This is a genomic window from Arthrobacter sp. ISL-95 (genome assembly GCF_018613695.1).
GTDB lineage: Bacteria > Actinomycetota > Actinomycetes > Actinomycetales > Micrococcaceae > Arthrobacter.
Genome location: NZ_JAGGPR010000005.1, coordinates 601,258 through 619,970 on the forward strand (window position 1 = coordinate 601,258; position 18,713 = coordinate 619,970).

Annotated in this window: 21 protein-coding genes; 11 read left to right on the forward strand and 10 right to left on the reverse strand. The window is 61.7% G+C overall.

Annotated elements, in window-relative coordinates:
• Window positions 1-34: 34 nt before the first annotated feature.
• Entirely contained in the window at window positions 35-1,159 is a 1,125-nt protein-coding gene (gene dapE, locus J7I86_RS09025) for a succinyl-diaminopimelate desuccinylase (protein WP_214819094.1), read from the forward strand.
• Window positions 1,160-1,236: 77 nt separating this feature from the next.
• Here dapE and J7I86_RS09030 read toward each other — a convergent pair whose 3' ends face one another.
• From J7I86_RS09030 to J7I86_RS09045, 4 genes are all read right to left on the reverse strand, one after another.
• The gene (locus tag J7I86_RS09030; protein WP_214819095.1) at window positions 1,237-2,103 is read right to left on the reverse strand and encodes an amino acid ABC transporter permease; all 867 of its coding nucleotides are present in this window, start codon (window positions 2,101-2,103) and stop codon (window positions 1,237-1,239) included.
• On the reverse strand, window positions 2,100-2,750 hold the full coding sequence (locus J7I86_RS09035; protein ID WP_159733658.1) for an amino acid ABC transporter permease: 651 nt from the start codon (window positions 2,748-2,750) through the stop codon (window positions 2,100-2,102). The genes J7I86_RS09030 and J7I86_RS09035 overlap by 4 nt, the downstream gene beginning before the upstream one ends.
• Window positions 2,751-2,842: 92 nt before the next feature.
• Entirely contained in the window at window positions 2,843-3,721 is an 879-nt protein-coding gene (locus J7I86_RS09040; RefSeq protein WP_214819096.1) for a glutamate ABC transporter substrate-binding protein, read from the reverse strand.
• Between the two features lie 55 nt (window positions 3,722-3,776).
• A complete protein-coding gene (locus J7I86_RS09045; RefSeq protein WP_062072913.1) occupies window positions 3,777-4,532 on the reverse strand; it encodes an amino acid ABC transporter ATP-binding protein in 756 nt (251 codons plus the stop codon).
• Between the two features lie 163 nt (window positions 4,533-4,695).
• On the opposite strand from J7I86_RS09045, the gene J7I86_RS09050 reads away from it, so the two are divergent.
• From J7I86_RS09050 to J7I86_RS09065, 4 genes are all read left to right on the forward strand, one after another.
• A complete protein-coding gene (locus J7I86_RS09050) occupies window positions 4,696-5,535 on the forward strand; it encodes a TIGR00730 family Rossman fold protein (protein ID WP_214819097.1) in 840 nt (279 codons plus the stop codon).
• 17 nt (window positions 5,536-5,552) lie between these two features.
• The gene (locus tag J7I86_RS09055; RefSeq protein ID WP_214819098.1) at window positions 5,553-5,894 is read left to right on the forward strand and encodes a DivIVA domain-containing protein; all 342 of its coding nucleotides are present in this window, start codon (window positions 5,553-5,555) and stop codon (window positions 5,892-5,894) included.
• An 86-nt stretch (window positions 5,895-5,980) separates the two neighbouring features.
• Entirely contained in the window at window positions 5,981-7,183 is a 1,203-nt protein-coding gene (locus tag J7I86_RS09060; RefSeq protein ID WP_214819629.1) for a hypothetical protein, read from the forward strand.
• Between the two features lie 226 nt (window positions 7,184-7,409).
• On the forward strand, window positions 7,410-7,577 hold the full coding sequence (locus J7I86_RS09065) for a DUF3117 domain-containing protein (RefSeq protein WP_009357720.1): 168 nt from the start codon (window positions 7,410-7,412) through the stop codon (window positions 7,575-7,577).
• 86 nt (window positions 7,578-7,663) lie between these two features.
• Here the strand turns inward: J7I86_RS09065 and J7I86_RS09070 are convergent, their stop codons facing one another.
• Complete coding sequence (locus J7I86_RS09070; protein ID WP_214819099.1) at window positions 7,664-8,296, reverse strand: O-methyltransferase; 633 nt, start codon at window positions 8,294-8,296, stop codon at window positions 7,664-7,666.
• Window positions 8,297-8,531: 235 nt separating this feature from the next.
• Between J7I86_RS09070 and sigE the strand changes: the two genes are divergently transcribed.
• The 3 genes from sigE to J7I86_RS09085 are packed head-to-tail and all read left to right on the forward strand — an operon-like array spanning window position 8,532 to window position 10,507.
• Complete coding sequence (sigE, locus tag J7I86_RS09075; protein WP_024817449.1) at window positions 8,532-9,155, forward strand: RNA polymerase sigma factor SigE; 624 nt, start codon at window positions 8,532-8,534, stop codon at window positions 9,153-9,155.
• Window positions 9,156-9,162: 7 nt separating this feature from the next.
• Entirely contained in the window at window positions 9,163-10,113 is a 951-nt protein-coding gene (locus tag J7I86_RS09080) for a hypothetical protein (protein ID WP_286179494.1), read from the forward strand.
• Between the two features lie 10 nt (window positions 10,114-10,123).
• Entirely contained in the window at window positions 10,124-10,507 is a 384-nt protein-coding gene (locus tag J7I86_RS09085) for a Sec-independent protein translocase TatB (RefSeq protein ID WP_214819100.1), read from the forward strand.
• Window positions 10,508-10,540: 33 nt separating this feature from the next.
• Here J7I86_RS09085 and J7I86_RS09090 read toward each other — a convergent pair whose 3' ends face one another.
• From J7I86_RS09090 to J7I86_RS09100, 3 genes are read right to left on the reverse strand one after another with little or no spacing between them, the layout of a single operon-like run.
• Complete coding sequence (locus J7I86_RS09090; protein ID WP_214819101.1) at window positions 10,541-11,668, reverse strand: Mrp/NBP35 family ATP-binding protein; 1,128 nt, start codon at window positions 11,666-11,668, stop codon at window positions 10,541-10,543.
• 4 nt (window positions 11,669-11,672) lie between these two features.
• Window positions 11,673-12,404, reverse strand: coding sequence for a DUF1003 domain-containing protein (locus J7I86_RS09095; protein ID WP_214819102.1), 732 nt, complete (start codon window positions 12,402-12,404; stop codon window positions 11,673-11,675).
• A complete protein-coding gene (locus tag J7I86_RS09100; RefSeq protein WP_011775428.1) occupies window positions 12,385-13,668 on the reverse strand; it encodes a magnesium transporter MgtE N-terminal domain-containing protein in 1,284 nt (427 codons plus the stop codon). The genes J7I86_RS09095 and J7I86_RS09100 overlap by 20 nt, the downstream gene beginning before the upstream one ends.
• Window positions 13,669-13,744: 76 nt before the next feature.
• Here J7I86_RS09100 and J7I86_RS09105 point away from each other — a divergent pair, with 76 nt between their 5' ends.
• On the forward strand, window positions 13,745-14,581 hold the full coding sequence (locus J7I86_RS09105) for a general stress protein (protein WP_214819103.1): 837 nt from the start codon (window positions 13,745-13,747) through the stop codon (window positions 14,579-14,581).
• A gap of 100 nt (window positions 14,582-14,681) precedes the next feature.
• Here the strand turns inward: J7I86_RS09105 and J7I86_RS09110 are convergent, their stop codons facing one another.
• Complete coding sequence (locus J7I86_RS09110) at window positions 14,682-16,256, reverse strand: aminopeptidase P family protein (RefSeq protein WP_214819104.1); 1,575 nt, start codon at window positions 16,254-16,256, stop codon at window positions 14,682-14,684.
• An 80-nt stretch (window positions 16,257-16,336) separates the two neighbouring features.
• Between J7I86_RS09110 and J7I86_RS09115 the strand changes: the two genes are divergently transcribed.
• Together J7I86_RS09115 and J7I86_RS09120 are read left to right on the forward strand one after the other, a co-directional pair.
• Window positions 16,337-17,182 (forward strand): PHP domain-containing protein, encoded by an 846-nt coding sequence (locus J7I86_RS09115; protein WP_214819105.1) that lies wholly within the window; start codon window positions 16,337-16,339, stop codon window positions 17,180-17,182.
• A gap of 31 nt (window positions 17,183-17,213) precedes the next feature.
• The gene (locus J7I86_RS09120) at window positions 17,214-17,822 is read left to right on the forward strand and encodes a MarC family protein (protein ID WP_214819106.1); all 609 of its coding nucleotides are present in this window, start codon (window positions 17,214-17,216) and stop codon (window positions 17,820-17,822) included.
• Here the strand turns inward: J7I86_RS09120 and J7I86_RS09125 are convergent.
• A complete protein-coding gene (locus tag J7I86_RS09125) occupies window positions 17,795-18,709 on the reverse strand; it encodes a site-specific DNA-methyltransferase (RefSeq protein WP_214819107.1) in 915 nt (304 codons plus the stop codon). The genes J7I86_RS09120 and J7I86_RS09125 overlap by 28 nt on opposite strands.
• Between the last annotated feature and the right edge of the window lie 4 nt (window positions 18,710-18,713).

Genomic DNA, 18,713 nt, shown 5'->3' on the forward strand with positions numbered 1-18,713 from the left:
ATTTATGGTTGATGCCGGGGATTAGGCTGGACGGGTGACCTTGAACCCTGCTCCCGCCCTCCTTGACCTGCGCCAGGACGTTGCCCTCCTGACGGCCGCGATCGTCGACTTCAACAGCGTTTCCGGCAATGAGACCGAGCTCGCCGACGCCGTTGAGTCTGCCCTGCGCGCCATCCCTGCATATACCGTGACCCGTGACGGCGACGCCATCATTGCCCGGACCGAACTTGGCCGCTCCGAGCGCGTTATCCTGGCCGGACACTTGGACACCGTGCCACTGCCCACCGTTCAGGGTTCCCTGGGTACCGTTCCGGCTACATGGGAGTCCGGCGTTCCCGGTGAAGGCGTGCTGTATGGCCGTGGGACAACGGACATGAAGGGCGGCGTTGCGGTGCAGCTTGCACTCGCGGCAACACTGTTCGACGACGGGCGGCAGCCGGACAAGGACGTCACCTTCGTGTTTTACGACCATGAGGAAGTGGAAGCGGTCAAGAGCGGACTGGGAAGGCTGGTCCGCAACGACGGTGACCTGCTGAAGGGCGACTTCGCGATCCTGCTGGAGCCAACCCACGGCACAGTGGAAGGCGGTTGCAACGGAACCAGTCGTTTTGAAGCCACCACCATCGGCGAAACAGCCCACTCTGCGCGGGCGTGGATGGGCGTGAACGCGATCCACGCCGCAGCCCCTGTTCTGGCCCGGCTCGCCGCCTATGAGCCGCAGACCATCAACGTGGACGGGCTCGATTACCGCGAGAGCCTCAACGCCGTGAAGATCAACGGTGGAACGGCAGGCAACGTCATCCCGGACCGCTGCGTGGTGGAAATCAACTACCGCTTTGCTCCGGACAAGACCCCGGACCAGGCCGAGGCCCACGTCCGGGACTTGCTGGAAGGATTCGACGTCGTCCGTACGGACGCTGCTGCCGGTGCGAGGCCCGGACTGAACCACCCCGCCGCCGCGTCTTTCGTTGCTGCAGTGGGTGCCGAGCCCAAGCCCAAATACGGATGGACCGACGTCGCGCGCTTCAGTGAGCTGGGTATCCCGGCGGTGAACTTCGGCCCCGGTGACCCCCTGCTGGCGCACAAGGACAACGAGCACGTGGACGCCGATGCCGTCCGTGAGTGCCTCCGTGCACTGAGGACGTGGCTGACGCCGTAGTCCCTCGCGTGGCGTCCCCGCAGCAAAGAAGAAGGTCCGCAGCTTGGTGGCTGCGGACCTTCATCTTTGGTGGAGGATTACTTCTTGTCCGTACCCGGTACGTTGACTTCGAGATCCACCGTCTTGATGGCCGAGGCCATGCCGCCGGCGGCCTTCTTGGAACCGCGGCGCTCAATCATGATCGCAATCCGTGACACCGTGAGGTTGATCAGGATGTAGATCGCAGCGCCAACGAAGAACGCCGGGAACAGGAAGTCCGGACCCAGGAAGTCGGCCATGATCTGGATCTTTCGCAGCAGTTCCTCGTAACCCACGATGTAGCCGAGCGAGGTGTCCTTGAGCAGAACCACCAACTGCGCAACCAAGGACGGAAGCATGCGCCGCACGGCCTGCGGGAATTCGATGGACATCCGCGACTGGAAGCTTCGGAGGCCGATGGCCAAACCAGCCTCGCGTTGCCCCTTGGGGAGGGACTGGATGCCGGCACGCAGGATTTCAGCGAAGATGGCGGCGTTGTAAAGAACCAAGCCAACAACAACGGCTTGGAACTGACCCGTGGCGAAAACCAAGAGGACGAACAACATCATGAGGACCACGGGCATGCCGCGGAGGAACTCAAGCACCACCTGGGTGGGAATCCGGATCCAAGGAATCAAGGAGATACGCAAGAGGCAGAGCGCGATCCCCAGGGGGAACGCGATCACAGCCGCCACGGCAGCTGCGGCCAACGTGGAAAGGATGCCTTGGCCGATCAGGTTCCATACATCCGGTGCCATGGGGCCGTAGAAGATAGCCCAGCGGTCGGCGTCGAAAATGCCCTGCTGTGCCAGCGTTAGGACAGCGATAGCAAGGATGCCAAGAATGATCAGAACGCCGGCCGCGGAGCCGATGAGCGAATAGAGGCGGGCCTTGGGCCCGGGGACGTCGTAAAGGACCGATGTCATCGGGCAATCGCCACCTTTCGTTCAACAAAGTGCGCCAGAAGTCCCAAGGGAACTGTGATCAAGAGGTAGAAGAACGCCACCCCGAGGAGGATCCAGAGGACCTGGTTGCCGTAGTCGTTGGAGAGCTGGCGGCCGTAACCGAAAAGCTCCAGAACGAAGAACGCGCCGGCCACCGAGGAGTTCTTGACCAGTGCAATCAGGATGTTGATCAACGGGGGTATGACGGTGCGCACGGCTTGGGGGAGGACGATGAAGCCCAGAACCTGGGTGAAGGTCATGCCGATGCTGCGCGCAGCCTCTGCTTGGCCCACTGGCACGCTGTTGACGCCGGAACGGACGGCTTCGGCAATGAAGGCGGCCGTGTAGCTGCTCAACGCGATGATGGCAGCAACTTCGAATTGTTCAAACTTGACGCCCAACCGGGGCAGAACAATGGCGGCAAAAAAGAAAATAATGGTCAACGGGGTGTTACGTGCCACTTCAACATAGAACATGCTGAAACCGCGAAGTGCTGCCACGGGGGAAACCCTCATGGCTGCCAGGAGTGTGCCGACAATGAGGGCAATGATTCCTGAAATTACGGAGAGATAAAGGGTTCGGAGAAAACCGTCCCAATATTCGGGGAGGCTTGCTATGACGGCGTCCATGGCTTCCTTTGGCTGCAGCTAATCAGGGAACAGGGTCCTGGATTCGTCAACTGCCGCCACCCGGAGGGGCGGCGGCAGCTGACGGGTCCCGACTAGTAGCGGTTGATCGTAGGAAGTTCAGGGGCGGTCTTGATGACCTTGCCTGCAGTGGCTTCCCAAGCCTTCTTGTAGGTATCGTCCTTGGCGAATCCCTCAAGCTGGTCGTTGATCCAGTTGCGGAATACAGTGTCATCTTTCTTCAGGCCGATGCCATAAGGCTCCTTGGTGAAGGTTTCATCCGAGGCGAGCTTGAAGGCATCCGGTTCCTTGTCCACGTAGCCGGCAAGGATCACGTTGTCAGTGGTGACAGCGACGACCTGCTTGTTGCGCAGCGGTTCCAGGCAAGCAGTGTAGGTTGCCGCGGGGACTACCTCTGCGTTGTACTTCTCGGCAATGGTCTTGGCCGGGGTGGAACCCGTGACGGAGCAGACCTTCTTGCCGGCAACATCTTCAGGCTTGGTGATGGAGGTGTCGTCCTTGTTCACCAACAGAGCTTGGCCGGCTTCGTAGTACGGACCGGCGAAGGCGACCTTTTCCTTACGGGCGTCGTTGATGGTGTACGTGGCGATCACAAGATCCACGCGGCCCTGCTCGATGAACGACTCACGGTTCTGGGAGACGGTCTCTACCCACTCGATCTTGTCAGCGGGGATACCCAGCTTGGCGGCGATTGCCTTGCCCATTTCAACGTCGAAACCGACAGGCTTGCCATCCAGGCCCTTCTGGCCGAACAGAGGCTGATCGAACTTGGTTCCGATCTTGATGGTCCCGGCCTTGTTCAGCTTCTCCATGGTGGTGCCGGCTTCGAAGCTCGCCGAGGCAACGGGGGGAGTGGTGGTACTGCTGCCGCCGCCGCAAGCGCTCAGTGAGAGAGCCAGCGCAGCCGATGCGGCCACCAGGAGTGACTTCCTCCGGGTAATAAGAGACTTCATGGTGTTCCTTTCATTGGGTGGCCGCCTTACGGCCGGGGGTGCGGGCAGTAAGGAGCTAGTGGGTCAAGAGCTTGGACAAGAAGTCCTTGGCACGGGTGCTCTTCGGGTTGGTGAAGAATTCCTCGGGGGTTGCGTCCTCCACGATCTGACCGTCGGCCATGAACACCACGCGGTCGGCGGCCTTCCGGGCAAAGCCCATCTCGTGGGTGACCACGATCATGGTCATGCCTTCCTTGGCCAGCTGGATCATGACGTCCAACACTTCGTTGATCATCTCGGGGTCCAACGCGGACGTGGGCTCGTCGAACAGCATCACCTTCGGCTTCATGGCAAGAGCGCGGGCGATTGCCACACGCTGCTGCTGGCCGCCGGAGAGCTGGGCGGGAAGCTTGGGGGCCTGGTGTCCGACTCCTACGCGTTCAAGGAGCGCCATGGCTTCCTTGTCGGCCGTGCCCTTGGCCACCTTCTTGACCTTGATGGGACCCAAAGTGACGTTCTCAAGAATCGTCTTGTGGGCGAACAGGTTGAAGGACTGGAAAACCATTCCGACGTCGGCACGCAGGTGCGCGAGGTCCTTGCCTTCTTCGGGAAGCTTCTTCCCGTCAATGGCGATGTCGCCGTCGTCGATGGTTTCCAAGCGGTTGATCGCACGGCAGAGAGTGGATTTACCGGAACCGGAAGGTCCAATGACCACCACAACTTCACCCTTCTTAACCTGAAGGTTGATGTCTTTGAGGACATGCAATTGACCGTAGTGCTTATTGACGCCGTTCAGGGAGACGAGGGCATCGCCGGACGCTTGAGTAGTCATACGACGAATCTAGCGAACAAAGAAGCAAATATGACCACGGTCACGGCAACTTCCTGAAGATCGTGACTGAACAGAAACCTGCCCCACAGCGATATACCAGACTGCAATGCAAGAAGCGGGTCGCTGCCGCGAAGCACGCCTCCATCCGCGCTAGCCTTGGGCAATGAGCATCAGCCAGCACCCCGTTCCCCGCCCGGATGCCAACAGACGCGTCGCGGGCACCCATGTGCCGCTCCCCTCGGAGATCGCCCCCGCCAAGCACAAGGGCTCCCTCGAGCTCCGACGCAAACAAGCGGACACGGGAATGTCGGACCAGCATCTGCTGGACACCAGCGGTGCCGGGCAGTTCATCCACACCGATCCATGGCGTGTCCTGAGGATCCAGAGCGAATTCGTGGAGGGCTTCGGTGCCTTGGCTGATCTGGGGCCTGCGGTCAGCGTGTTCGGTTCTGCGCGGACCAAACCGGGAACCGAGTACTACGAGATGGCCGTGGACGTGGGCCGCAAGCTCGCTGAAGCCGGAGTTGCCGTGATCACCGGCGGCGGTCCCGGATCCATGGAAGCTGCCAACAAGGGAGCCGTGGAAGGCAATGGAGTCTCCGTGGGCCTGGGCATCGAACTGCCGTTCGAGCAGGGACTGAACCAGTGGGTGGACCTGGGCATCAACTTCCGGTACTTCTTCGCCCGCAAAACCATGTTCGTCAAGTACGCCCAGGGCTTCGTCGTGCTGCCCGGGGGACTCGGCACTCTGGATGAGTTGTTCGAGGCCATGGTTCTGGTCCAAACCCGCAAGGTGACCTCGTTCCCCATTGTGCTGCTGGGCGTTCGCTTTTGGGGACCCATGATCGAGTGGATCAGGGAGACCTTGGTGGCGGAAGGCATGGTTTCGGAGAAGGACCTTGACCTGATCCAGCTGGTGGATGACCCCGCCGACGCCGTGCACCGGGTTCTGCACGGTGCACCCCTTCCACCTACCACCAACGGAAATCAGCGCCCGGAGTAACCGGCTGTTCTGGCACGATGGACACTGTGAGCTTTTTCCTGGTGTTTCTCGCGATAGTCCTTGTCGGTGCGGCGCTGTATCTCGGTGCAGGAATGGTCAAGGGGCGCTCGATCGGATCGGGGCTTGAACAACCCGTCCCCAACCTGCCCGCTGTCCTGCTGCCCGAGGACGCCAAGCCCGCCGATGTGGATTCACTGCGCTTTGCCTTGGGTCTTCGGGGGTACCGGATGGATCAGGTGGACCAAGTGCTGGACGAGCTGAGGGACCAGTTACAGGCCAAGGACCGCGAAATCGAACGGCTCGGGGCGCTGGTTCGGACTCTCCCTGATGACGGCGAAACCGACCGGACCCGGCAGTGAGTTCGCGGACCCCGGCCACGAAGGTCCAAGGGCAGCAAGGGCCCACGGACCGGCTTTCCCGAGGGCTATCCATCGCGGCGGCAAAGATGGCCGGATGGCCTTGGTGGCTTCAGGTTAGCCTGATCTTTGTCACGGCCCGGCTGGTCAGCGCCTGTATCTTCATGGCGGCCGCTATTCATCAAGGAACGAACCCTTGGTTCCCGCCCGCTCCGGATTATTGGAACTTCATCACTATCTGGGATGGACGCTGGTATCAGGACGCCGCCGAGAAGGGCTACCCAGCGGTCCTGCCCGTGGACGCGAACGGCGTCGTCCAGCAAAACGCCTGGGCGTTCTATGCGCTCTTCCCCTTCCTGGCCCGGGGACTCTCTGCAGTCACCGGGATAGGAACCCTGCCCGCCCTGACCACTATTGCGACTCTGGCAGGCGTCGGCGCGGCCTTGGTGATCTACAAGCTCTTTCGCGAGTTCGCTGGCAAGCGTGCCGCGCTGTGGGGCGTTGTCTTCGTCTCTACTTTTCCTGTGTCCCCGATCCTCCAGGTCCCGTACGCCGAGTCACTGAATCTCTTGTTGTTGTCCGGTTCGTTGTTGCTGGTGGTCCGGCGTCGATATCTGTCCGCCATACCGGTGGTGCTTCTCATGTGTCTGTCCAGGCCCACGGGAGTCCCCTTCGCAGCCATGGTCGGGTTGTTGTTGCTGTGGCGCTTGTGGCAGCGGTTCCGGCCGTCCACCACACTGCAGGTCGCCAGTTCAGCAGACAACCATGAGCCAGGGTCGGTGCGTAGTTTGTTGTCGCTGGGGGCACTGGTGCTCGCGGCGGGCATCGGAGCGCTCGCGTGGCCTGCCATTGCTTGGGCAACTACCGGGGAAATCACTGCCTACACGCGGACTGAAACAGCATGGCGGGGGCATGATCTTGTGCCTTTCAAGCCGTGGTTTGATACGGGCCGTATGCTGTTTGGTCCCGTACTGGGTGTGCTGGCCCCGTTCGTTTTCACAGCACTTTTTGTACTGGTCATGATGTCCAAGCCGGTCAGGGCATTAGGAACTGAGTTACGGCTTTGGTGCGCTTGCTACGTGGGCTACCTGCTGGTTTTCCTTCATCCCCAGACCAGTACCTTCAGAATGCTGCTGCCACTTTTCCCACTGGCTTTGGCTGTGGCGGTGCTCTCCAAATCCAAAGCGTACCGGGGGAGCATTGTGGTGATGTTCTTCCTCCTCCAGATCGTCTGGGTGGTGTGGCTGTGGGCGTGGGCTCCGCTTCCCGGCGGCGGGGACTATCCGCCCTGACGTGGACGTTTGCCGCGCCGGGGGAGTATGTACAAAGTCCGGACAAATGCGGGTTTGATTCGCTACGGACGGGTAATTACGGGATAATGGAGCAAGAGCAAGGACAAAGCACCGAAAAGTGCCCGGCCAAGGCGGCCTCCCAAGCGGTGCCGCCGGCTGCAATTGCGACGCGGAACCAGCCCGGCCGGGTTGGCGTGACTTGGGACAAATGGAGGGGATTTTCCTAATGGCGGCTATGAAACCACGTACCGGCGACGGCCCTATGGAAGTTACCAAAGAGGGACGCAGCTTGATTATGCGTGTGCCGCTCGAAGGCGGAGGACGACTCGTTGTCGAGCTCAACGCTGCGGAAGCGGCCAACCTCAAGGAATGCCTCGTAGGCGTAACTGAATAGGCGTTTGAACAGATTTACAGCAGCAGGGCCCGGCATGCCGGAGCCCTGCTGCTGTTTAAGCTGTTTTCTTGCTGCCGAACGGTGGCCTACCGCTTGACGGCCACCAGAAGTCCATCGCCCGTCGGCAGCATTGCCGACGCCAACCGTTCGTCGTCGCGGATGGACTTCACAATCTGACGCAAAACCACGGTAGTTGCCTCCCGAGCAGCCGGGTTTGCGACGCGGTCCTTGTCCAAAGCATCGTTGATCACCAGGGTGCCGCCGGATTTGAGGAGGCGGATTGCCTGTTCCACATACTTGGGGAAGTTTGGCTTGTCGGCGTCGATGAACACGAGGTCGTATGCGGAGTCGGTCAGGCGTGGCAACACATCAGCTGCACGGCCTGAAATGGTGCGGGTGCGGTTGGCCGGGCTGCCGGACTCCAGGAATGCCTCCCTGGCGGCCTTGAGGTGTTCGACGTCCACGTCGATGGTGGTCAGCACAGCTTGGGGGCTCAGTCCACGCAACAAGCAAACCCCGGACACTCCCGCGCCGGAGCCCACTTCCACTACTGTCTGCGCTTTGGAAGCGGCAGCGAGCACTGTCAGCACAGCGCCCACACCAGGACTGATGGGCGTAACACCCAGTTCAAAGGAACGCTCACGGGCGCGCAACAACACGTCATCCTCAGCCGGCAGATCTTCTGCGTAGGACCAGCTGCTTGACTTGTCGGCACTCATGAAGGGGTTCGCTTTCCGCGGGTAGGGGTGTTTGTACCAAGACTACTGTGTCCGCACTCGTAAACCCGCTGCAGAGGGGCTCCCCGGGCTGTGTCCACCACCGTTTTCAGCCGTGCGGAGAAATTGCCGGCCAGTCAGGAAATTCCCAGACAAACTTGGGATGATAATGCTCCGGTCATCCATGAGGTGGGCGGCACTGAACATTCGGTGAACCACAGTTTGAGGGGAGTGGACGATGCCGGCATCGCATGCTGCGCCAGTCCAAACATCGGAAAGCCTTGAGGCCGTTACTGATTGGGTTATGCCCAGCTGGGAGGAAGTGGTTTCAAACCACTCCGCCAAGGTATATCGCCTCGCCTATCGCCTGACCGGCAACAAGTTCGACGCCGAGGACCTCACCCAGGAAGTTTTCGTCAGGGTGTTCCGTTCCCTGGAAAACTTCAAGCCGGGAACCTTGGATGGCTGGTTGCACCGCATCACCACCAACCTGTTCCTGGACGGCGCGCGACGCAGGAGCAGGATCCGCTTCGATGCGCTCGCAGAAGATGCCGAATCCCGCTTGCCAGGCCGTGAACCGGGACCAGAGCAGAGCTTCGAGCACAACAACCTTGACCTCGATGTCCAGCGGGCGTTGGAAGAACTGCCGCCGGACTTCCGCGCCGCCGTCGTGCTGTGCGATCTCGAAGGTCTTTCCTATGATGAAGTCGCCGAAGCGCTTGGCGTGAAACTGGGAACCGTCAGGTCCCGTATCCACCGCGGGCGGACCATGCTCCGCGAGAAACTTGCCCACCGCGATCCCCGTCCGGCAGAGGCGCGCAAGCCGCGGTTGAAGATGCCCCGCATCGCCAGCATTCTTTAGGTTGTCGATGCCTCGACGTCCCCTTCGCCCGGGAGCCCTGTCCCGGCGCACCTTGGCTGCGCTGCGCCATACACGCAGTCCGGAACACCTGCAGCACTGCGCTGAATGCCGAACAGCCCTCCGCCGCGAACAGCAGTACCTTGAGCGCCTCCGCGGATCGGCCGTACCCGAAGCCAGCCAGGATCTTGCCGCGCGCTTGATTCAGCACACAGAACGCCTGGCCAACGAGCCGGGGCAGTCCGGCTCAACGCCGCAATACACACCACTGCAATATCCGTACCGTAGGTTCCGGGGCCTTCGTGTCGCGGGCATCGCTATGGGCACCTTGGCGGTCAGTGCAGGGGCCTTGGCTGTGTCTGCCTACGTGATCGCCGGCGATGCGGAGCCACAAGTCCTCGCGGGAACAAGCGACGCCGGCGCGCTTGCCGGAGCCTGGACCGGCAGCCCCGCAGAGGCCATGGTGGGACCTGCGTTCCGGGCCGGGACAACGATCAGTTTGAGCCCCGGGCAGCTGGAGTCACTGCGGGCAGAAGGCTGGGCGTGCCCTGAACTGTCAGCAATGGGCTTCCACGTAGTATCCGCCCAAGCCACCAAGCCCAGTGGCAACCCGGCTGTAGAGATCAAGCTCGAAAACAACGGCCACTATGCCACCATCGTGGAGGAACACTTGCCTGCGAATGAATCCAAACCCGGGCGATCTACTTCTGCGCAACTCTCCGTCACACAGGGAACCCCGTGGAAGGCTGTCTACACCATGCCTGCAGCCGTCATCAGCTATGCCTCCGACCTCCCGGCCGACACTGCGGACGATGCTGTCCCTGAAATCGTCCGCGCGGGGGAGTCCATGTCCATGACTCCGGCCCCCGAAGATCGTGAGGCATGGTACAAAAGGGTGCTGCGCGGCCTCCAGACCCTACTCCGTCCCGCCGGTTTAGGAGCGGCACCAGAGACAAGGTAATCTTCGTAACGTGCTTGGAATCAACGGCCCGGAGTTCATACTCCTTCTGATTATCGGCGTACTCGTCATCGGTCCCAGCCGTTTGCCCGAATACACTCAAAAGCTCGCCAATCTGGTCAAGGAAGTGCGGCGGATGGCATCCGGCGCCCGCGAGCAGATCAAAGAAGAAGTCGGCATCGACATCGATGAGGTCGACTGGAAGAAATACGATCCCCGTCAGTATGATCCCCGGCGCATCATCAAGGATGCTCTTCTTGATGACGACAAACCTGTCAGTGCCGGAGCCCCCACTGCTGCTGCCGCAGCAGTGGATACTAAACCCAAGACCCCGGTGCGGGTGATTGAGCGACTAGCCGAGGGCGAAGCTGCCCCCTTCGATTCCGAAGCAACCTGAGCTGAAGTAGCCGGCAGGCCCTTTAATGCCGGTTCAGCGCGGCTGGATTCCCAGGGGCATGCCGGACAGCCCGCGCGGCCGGGTGGCCAAGGAAGCAGCAATACCCTCCAGCGCCTTCGCCGCAGCCGTTTCAGGCGCTGCCAAAACCACGGGGTTCCCGGCGTCGCCGCCCTCCCGTAACCGGATGTCCAACGGAATCTGGCCGAGGAGCGGAACGTCGGTGCCCACGGCAGTGGTTAACCGCTCAGCCAGGATGGCACCCCCGCCACTTCCGAACAATTCCATGTGCGCGCCGTCGGGCATTTCCAAATAGGACATGTTCTCAATGACGCCGGCAACCTTCTGACCTGTCTGGGTGGCGATGGTACCGGCTCGTTCAGCCACATCCGCCGCTGCTGCCTGCGGTGTGGTGACCACCAGAATTTCTGCGTTGGGCAGAAGCTGTGCCACGGAGATCGCGATATCCCCGGTGCCGGGAGGCAGGTCCAGGAAGAGAGCGTCGAGATCGCCGAAGTACACATCGGTAAGGAACTGTTCAAGGGCCCTGTGGAGCATGGGACCACGCCATGCCACGGGCTGGTTGCCGGCCACGAACATGCCGATGGAGATGACCTTCACGCCGTAGGCTACGGGCGGAAGGATCATGTCGTCCACCTGGGTGGGCTTTTGGGTAATCCCCATCAGTGCAGGTACGGAAAAGCCGTGCACGTCCGCGTCTACGATCCCCACTCGGAGGCCCCGGGCCGCCAGAGCGCAGGCCAGATTTACGGTGACGGAGGACTTGCCCACACCGCCCTTTCCGCTGGCTACGGCATACACCTTGGTCAGGGAATCAGGTTTGGTGAAGGGTATGCCGCGTTGTCCACCAGGCCCGCGGAGCTGTTCCTTGAGGGCCTCGCGCTGGGCTTGACTCATGACCTTCAGTTCCACGTCCACGCCGGTGACGCCATCCACGCGGACGAGAGCGTCGGTAGCGTCCTTGGTAATGGTTTCGCGCAGGGGACACCCGGCGATGGTCAGCAAAACAGCAACATGGACGGCGCCGTCATCATCGGCAGAGACAGATTCCACCATCCCAAGTTCCGTAATGGGGCGCCGGAGCTCGGGATCAATGACGGTTGCCAAGGCAGCATGGAGCGCCTCGGCCGATGCGGTACTCATGTGGTCAGGCTCGGCTTTCGGGGTTTTCGGGCGAGGTTATGGCCGTTGAATGTTGTGGACCAGCGGCCCGCGGCTGGCGGACCTTCGGTATCTGCTGGGTGCGGGGTCCACGCGATTTGTCGCGCTTTTCCTTCAATTTCTCCTTGACCTTCTCGCCCGGTGTTTCCGTACCATCAGCGGCGCCTTCGTTTTCGCGAAGCTCCTCTTGGGCATCGATGATGTCTTCAAGCAGGCTTCGGAGTTCGGTCCGCACGTAGTCACGGGTTGCTACTTCCCGCAGGGCGATACGGAGCGAGGCCAATTCCCGGGTCAGATACTCGGTGTCGGAGAGGTTGCGTTCGGCACGCTGACGGTCCTGCTGGAGCGAAACCCGGTCGCGGTCGTCCTGCCTGTTTTGGGCCAGCAGTAGGAGAGGTGCCGCGTAGGAAGCCTGCAGGGACAACATCAGCGTCAGCAGGGTGAAGCCCAACTCCATGCGGTCGAACTGCCAGTCCGTGGGAGCGAACGAGTTCCAGGCAAGCCAGAACACACAAAACACCGTCATGTAGACCAGGAATGTGGGTGTGCCCATGAACCGGGCGAAGCCTTCGGTGGCGTTCCCGAAAGCGTCCGGGTTCGGGGAGAACTTGGGCAGGATGCGTTGGCGCCCGCTCAGGGGCGTATCGAGGCTGCTGCTGGAGCGTCCTGCTGACTTGGCGGATCGGGCGGCGTTGTTCTCAGCCAATGCGGCCTCCAAGTTTCCTTATAGGGGCGTCGTCCTCGTGGGCGCGCCAGTCATCCGGCAACAGGTGATCCAGCACGTCATCAACAGTCACCGCCCCTACGAGGCGGCCGTCGTCGTCCACGACTGGAAGTGAATTCAGGTTGTAGGTCGCCAAGGTCCGGGCTACTTCGGAGATGTGGGCCTGGTCCGAGAGCGGCTCAAGGTTTTTGTCCACGAGGTTGCCGAGCGGTTCCGGCGGGGGGAAGCGCAGGAGCTGCTGTATATGCACTACGCCCAGGAAACGTCCGGTGGGGGTCTCCAATGGTGGACGGGCGATGAAAATGGATGACGCCAGCGCTGGCGAGAGTTCCTCGCGCCGGACGTGGGCAAGGGCTTCTGCCACAGTGGCTTCCGGCGGCAGAATGACCGGGACCGGAGTCATGAGGCCACCGGCGGTGTCTTCGTCGTACTCGAGGAGGCGGCGGACGTCCTCGGCTTCCTGGGGTTCCATGAGCTGAAGCAATTCTTCGGCCTGGGCAGAGGGAAGCTCGGCCAAGAGGTCGGCGGCGTCGTCAGGATCCATCTCTTCCAGGACGTCAGCGGCGCGTTCCACGTCAAGGGCGGAGAGGATCTCCACCTGGTCATCTTCCGGGAGTTCCTGGAGGACATCGGCGAGGCGTTCATCCTGAAGCTCGCTGGCAACTTCAAAACGCCGTTTGTCACTCATTTCCTGCAGCGCTTCAGCAAAGTCGGCAGGCTTCAGGTCTTCGTGCGTGGCAACGAACTGTGTGGCGGCCTGGGGCTCGTTGTGGGCGCCGGTCTGGGCATCGGCCCAATCGATGATCAAGGTCTCATTGCGGCGCAGCCTGCCAAAGGGCGACAAGGAGTGGCCACGGCGGACGAACAACTTGCTGACGAACCAATCCTTGGACCTGTGCTGGTCCATGGCGATGTCCTCGATCGTGGCGTCTCCACTGCCATCGGCCAGCGTCACGCGGCGGTCGAACATCTCAGCCACCACCAGGGTTTCGGCGCCGCGCTGCTCGAAGCGGCGCAGGTTCACCAACCCGGTGCAAATGATTTGCGTCTGGTCGATGGAGGTAATGCGCGTCATGGGAACGAAGACGCGCTTCTTGCCCGGTACTTCGACCACGATGCCCACTACATGGGGAGCTCCACGGGTGCCGCGGGAGAGCACCACAACATCGCGCAATCGGCCAAGACGATCGCCCAGGGGGTCGAAGACGTCCAAGCCGAGCAAGCGCGCGACGAAGACGCGTGAAGGATGTGTGCTCATATTTACAGGCTACCGAGTCTGCCCTCTTTTAGCTGAATTCCAGCCGGTACACATGTCCATGGGACACAATGGGGCTATGTCAAACATTTTTGGTGGTCCCAAAGCCGTTGAGGAGTCCCGCAGTGTGCCCCAAGGGGACACCGTAGGCTCGTACACCTCGTATTTGGATGCCCAGAAGGCGGTGGACTATCTGGCAGACCAGCAGTTCCCTGTTCAGCTGGTGTCGATCGTGGGCAATGACCTCAAAATGGTGGAGCGGGTGACCGGCCGCTTGAGCTACCCCAGGGTGGCATTGTCCGGTGCCCTGAGCGGCATGTGGTTCGGCCTCTTCGTCGGCGTCATGCTGTCCTTCTTCACTCCGGCCGGGGGACCGTTCTCCATCATCACCTCAGTTCTGATGGGTGCGGCTTTCTTCATGCTGTTCGGCATCGTCACCTATGCCACGCAGCGTGGAAAGCGCGACTTCACCTCGACCAGCCAGGTGGTGGCCACCAACTACGATGTCATCGTCGCCGTGGAGGCAGCCCACGAGGCCCGCCGACTGCTCCACCAGTTGCCGATGAACCCGTCTCAGGCAGCCAGCCCGCAGGCCCCCAACTACAACCAGCAGAATGCGCCGTTCCAGCAGCCTGGCCAGGCCCCCGAGCGGCCTTCCACCTGGAACGATCCATATGGCCAGCGTGGCCCCGAGTCCAATGGCTCAAGCACTCCGGAGGGCCAGAACCCTGCCCCGGTGAACCAGCCCGCGCCGGCCCCCGCACCGGCAGCTGTCCGATACCCCGATCTCCCGGACGGCCGTCCGCAGTACGGTGTCCGGGTGTCCGACGCGCAGTCCCCGGAACAGAATCACGCTCAGAACGCGCCGCAGGAAGACGGGCAGCAGTCCAGTTCCGAGGATTCCTCTAAGCAGTAAAGGCTTCCGCAGAGCACAAGTTTCCACAGGACAACAAGGGAAGGCCACCGGATCTCCGGTGGCCTTCCCTTGTTTGTGGCGTTACTCCAACGGCCGGGGCTTAGCCTTGGGCATCCTGGTAGATGCCGGCCATCCAGGACTCGACGTCATCAGCCTTGCGCGGCAACGCGGCGCTGAGGTTGACGGGGCCGTCTGCGGTCATGAGGATGTCGTCTTCGATGCGAACGCCGATCCCGCGGTACTCCTCGGGGATGGCGAGGTCTTCGTTCTTGAAGTACAAGCCAGGTTCGATCGTGAAGATCATGCCTTCGGTGAGGACTCCATCGAGGTAGAGTTCACGCTTCGCTTGCGCGCAGTCGTGGACGTCCAAGCCCAGGTGGTGGCTGGTGCCGTGCGGCATCCAACGGCGGTGCTGCTGGCCCTCAGGGCTGATGGCTTCCTCGACGGAAACGGGGAGCAAACCCCATTCGGCCAGGCGTTCGGCCAGGACTGTGGTTGCTGCGGTGTGGATGTCCCGGAATTTCACGCCCGGTTGCGCGGCAGCGAAACCGGCATCGGCGGCGTCGAGTACTGCCTCATAGACCTTCCGCTGGACATCAGTGAAGGTTCCCGTGGCCGGAAGGGTGCGCGTGATGTCGGCCGTGTAGAGGGAGTCTGCTTCCACACCGGCATCGAGGAGGAGGAGTTCGCCGGCGTTGACGGTACCGGAGTTACGGTTCCAGTGCAGAACTGTGGCGTTGTTGCCGGACGCGGCAATGGTGTCGTATCCGAGTTCGTTGCCTTCCTCGCGGGCACGGGCAAAGAACGCGCCTTCGACTACACGCTCACCGCGATTGTGGGTCAGCGCACGTGGGAGGGCCCGGACCACGTCAGCGAAGCCTTCCACGGTTGCCCTCACGGCGATCTTCATCTGCTCGATTTCCCAGTCGTCCTTGATCAGGCGCAGCTCGGACAGGGCTTCGCTGAGCTTCTCATCCAGGGCGTCGAGTTCCCCGAGGTCGAGGTTCTCCGGGTCCTTGGCGGTGTTGTAGCGGGCGGTGTCCACCAGGGCGTCAATGTTCTCATCCGTCTTGCGGACCAGTCGAATGGAGATGCCTCCGATTTCCGGGGCGCCAACATTCTTGGTGATAGCCATTTCGAGTTCGGAGATGTGCGCGGTGGGGAGGCCGAGGCGGGCTTCGAATTCGGCAAGCGTGGGACGCGCACCGATCCAGAACTCGCCGGCGCGCGAGTCAGCGTAGAACTGCTCGGTGTCCCGGCCAGCCAGCGGACGGAAGTAGAGGGTGGCGGTGTGGTGACCGCCGTCGTCGCCCTTTCCTTCAGCCACGGGCTCAAGGATCAGTACGGCGTCCGGCTCGTGGTCAAGGCCCAGACCGGTGAGGTGGGCGAAACCGGAGTGGGGGCGGAATCGGTAGTCGCAGTCGTTGGAACGGACCTTCAGCGGACCGGCGGGGATGACCAGACGTTCGCCTTTGAACTGTTCGGAAATAGTACGACGACGGCGGGCGGCATGGTCTGCGACGGCGTCACGTGCAGGGGTCACCTGCGGGGCGGGCGCCCAGTTGCTGGCCATGAATGCCTTGAAGGCATCGGACGTGGGCCTCTGGGAGCGGTTGTTGACACGCTCTTGCAGTGGCTGGGAGGCAGAGTTTTGGGTGTTTTCGGCATCGTTCACCGTTACATCGTCCCACCAGTTCCTTGAGGAGGCCAACGGCGCAACACTCCAAGCGGGCCCGCATCCCATAGGCTGGGAAAGTGAGGATAGACCTGCATGCGCACTCAAATGTTTCCGACGGAACCGAGACACCGGCCGGGGTGATTATCTCTGCCGTCTCGGCCGGTCTTGACGCCGTGGCTTTGACCGATCACGATTCCACGGATGGCTGGGAGCCTGCCGCTGCGGCTGCCCGGGAACACGGCATTGCGTTTGTTCCCGGGATGGAGATCTCCTGCCGGACGGAGCAAGGAATCAGCGTCCACTTGTTGAGTTATCTCCACGATCCCTCCCACGCCGGCCTGCTGGAGGAGATCACCAAGTCCAAGGATGCCCGGCTCACCCGTGCGGAGCATATGGTCACGTTGCTGTCCGAGGATTATCCGTTGACGTGGGACGACGTCATCCACCATGTTGCTCCCGGCGCTACGGTGGGCCGCCCGCACATCGCCGATGCTTTGGTGGCTGCCGGCGTGGTGGCGGATCGTACGGAGGCCTTCACCTCAATCCTCACGTCACATTCGCGGTACTTTGTGCAGCACTATGCACCCAACCCGGCGGTCGCCGTCGAGCTTGTCCGTGCAGCCGGTGGCGTTCCCGTCTTCGCCCATCCTGTGGCGTCATCGAGGGGGCGGATCGTGGGGGAGCGCACCTACCGGGACATGATTGATGCCGGGCTGTTGGGGCTTGAGGTTGAACACCGGGACAACCCGGAGGAGGGCCGCACGTTCCTCCGTGGCCTGGCCGCCGAACACGGGTTGCTCATGACAGGATCTTCGGACTACCACGGGACCGGTAAGCCCAACCTGCTGGGCGAAAACACTACCTCGCCAGAGGTCTTGTCGCGGATCGAGGATCTGGCAACGGGCAGTACGGTCATTCGGTGAAGCACGGGCTTTCGGCGAAAGGTCTCCGCTGATGGATCTGCAACTGCTGGCCTCCGTGATTGTCACGTTGTTCGTGATCATGGATCCGCCGGGCACCGTGCCGATTTTCATGTCGTTGACGGCGCAGATGTCGGCCAGGGACCGGAACCGCTCCGCGTTCCAAGCACTTCTGGTGGCCACTGGCGTGATCGTGGTGTTTGCGATCTTCGGGCAGTCCATCCTGAACTACATGCACATCTCCCTGGCAGCCTTGCAGGGCGCCGGGGGTCTGCTCTTGGTGCTCATCGCACTTCAGCTGCTGACCGGCTCCACCAGCGGGGAGGAGAATGCGGCCAAGTACAAGAACGTGGCATTTGTTCCGCTGGGAACGCCGCTCATGGCAGGGCCCGGCGCGATTGTTGCCGTCATGGTGTTTGTGCAGCAATCCAGCCAGCTGGCTGAGTACCTGGCGGTGGGCCTCGGCATTGCCGTGGTGTTGGGATCGCTGTATCTGGCGATGCGTTTTGCCGGGGTGGTGCAGCGCGTCCTCGGTGAAAACGGGGTGGAACTCGTCACCCGCATCGCCGGCCTTTTGCTGTCAGCAATCGCCGTTCAAATGATCGCGGACGCCGTTCAGGCCTTTGTGAAGGGTGCTGCCTGATCCATTGCGGTGTCCGGCAGAGGGCCGCTTTGGAGGAAATCCGCTGTGCTGCCCAGCCTCTTCCGCATGACGTCGATGGCCTGTTCATTCTGGTCGACGCACACAAACTTACGGCCCAGTTTGGCCGCCACGGCGCCGAGGGTCCCTGAACCTGCGAAGAAGTCAAGGCACCAATCGCCCTCCCGGCTTGATGCGGAAACAATTCTCCGGACCAGGCCTTCAGGCTTTTGGGTGGGGTAACCGGTTTTTTCACGTCCAGTAGGCGAAACAATGGTGTGCCACCAGACATCCGTGGGCAGTTTGCCGAGCTCGCGCTTGGCGGGCGTCACCAGGCCAGGAGCCATGTAGGGTTCCCGGTCAACTTCGGCGTTGTCGAAGTGATACTTGGTGGGGTTTTTGACGTACACCAGGATGTTGTCGTGCTTGGTAGGCCAACGGTTCTTGGCACGGGCGCCGTAGTCGTAGGCCCAGATGATCTCGTTGAGGAAGCACTCCCGGCCGAAGATGGAGTCCAGCATTACTTTGGCGTAGTGGACTTCCCGGTAATCCAAATGCAGGTACAGGGTGCCGTCGTCGGCCAGCAGCCGCCAGGCCTCTACGAGCTTGGGTTCCAGGAAGGACCAGTAATCGCTGAAGGCGTCGTCGTAGCTGTGCAGAGCGCCCTTGATGGTGTCGTAAGAGCGGCCCTTGAAGCCAACCCGGTCGCCGTCGCCGTCCGCGTTGCGGACCATGCGGGTTTCCTGGCGGCGTTGGACCCGGCCCGTGTTGAAGGGCGGATCCACGTAGATGAGTGTGAAGGCGCCGTCCGGCAGCGTAGGGAGGAATTCCGCGTTGTCCGCGTGCATCACCAAGTTGCCGCCGTCCGGCGCCCAAACAGATTCAGTCATTGAG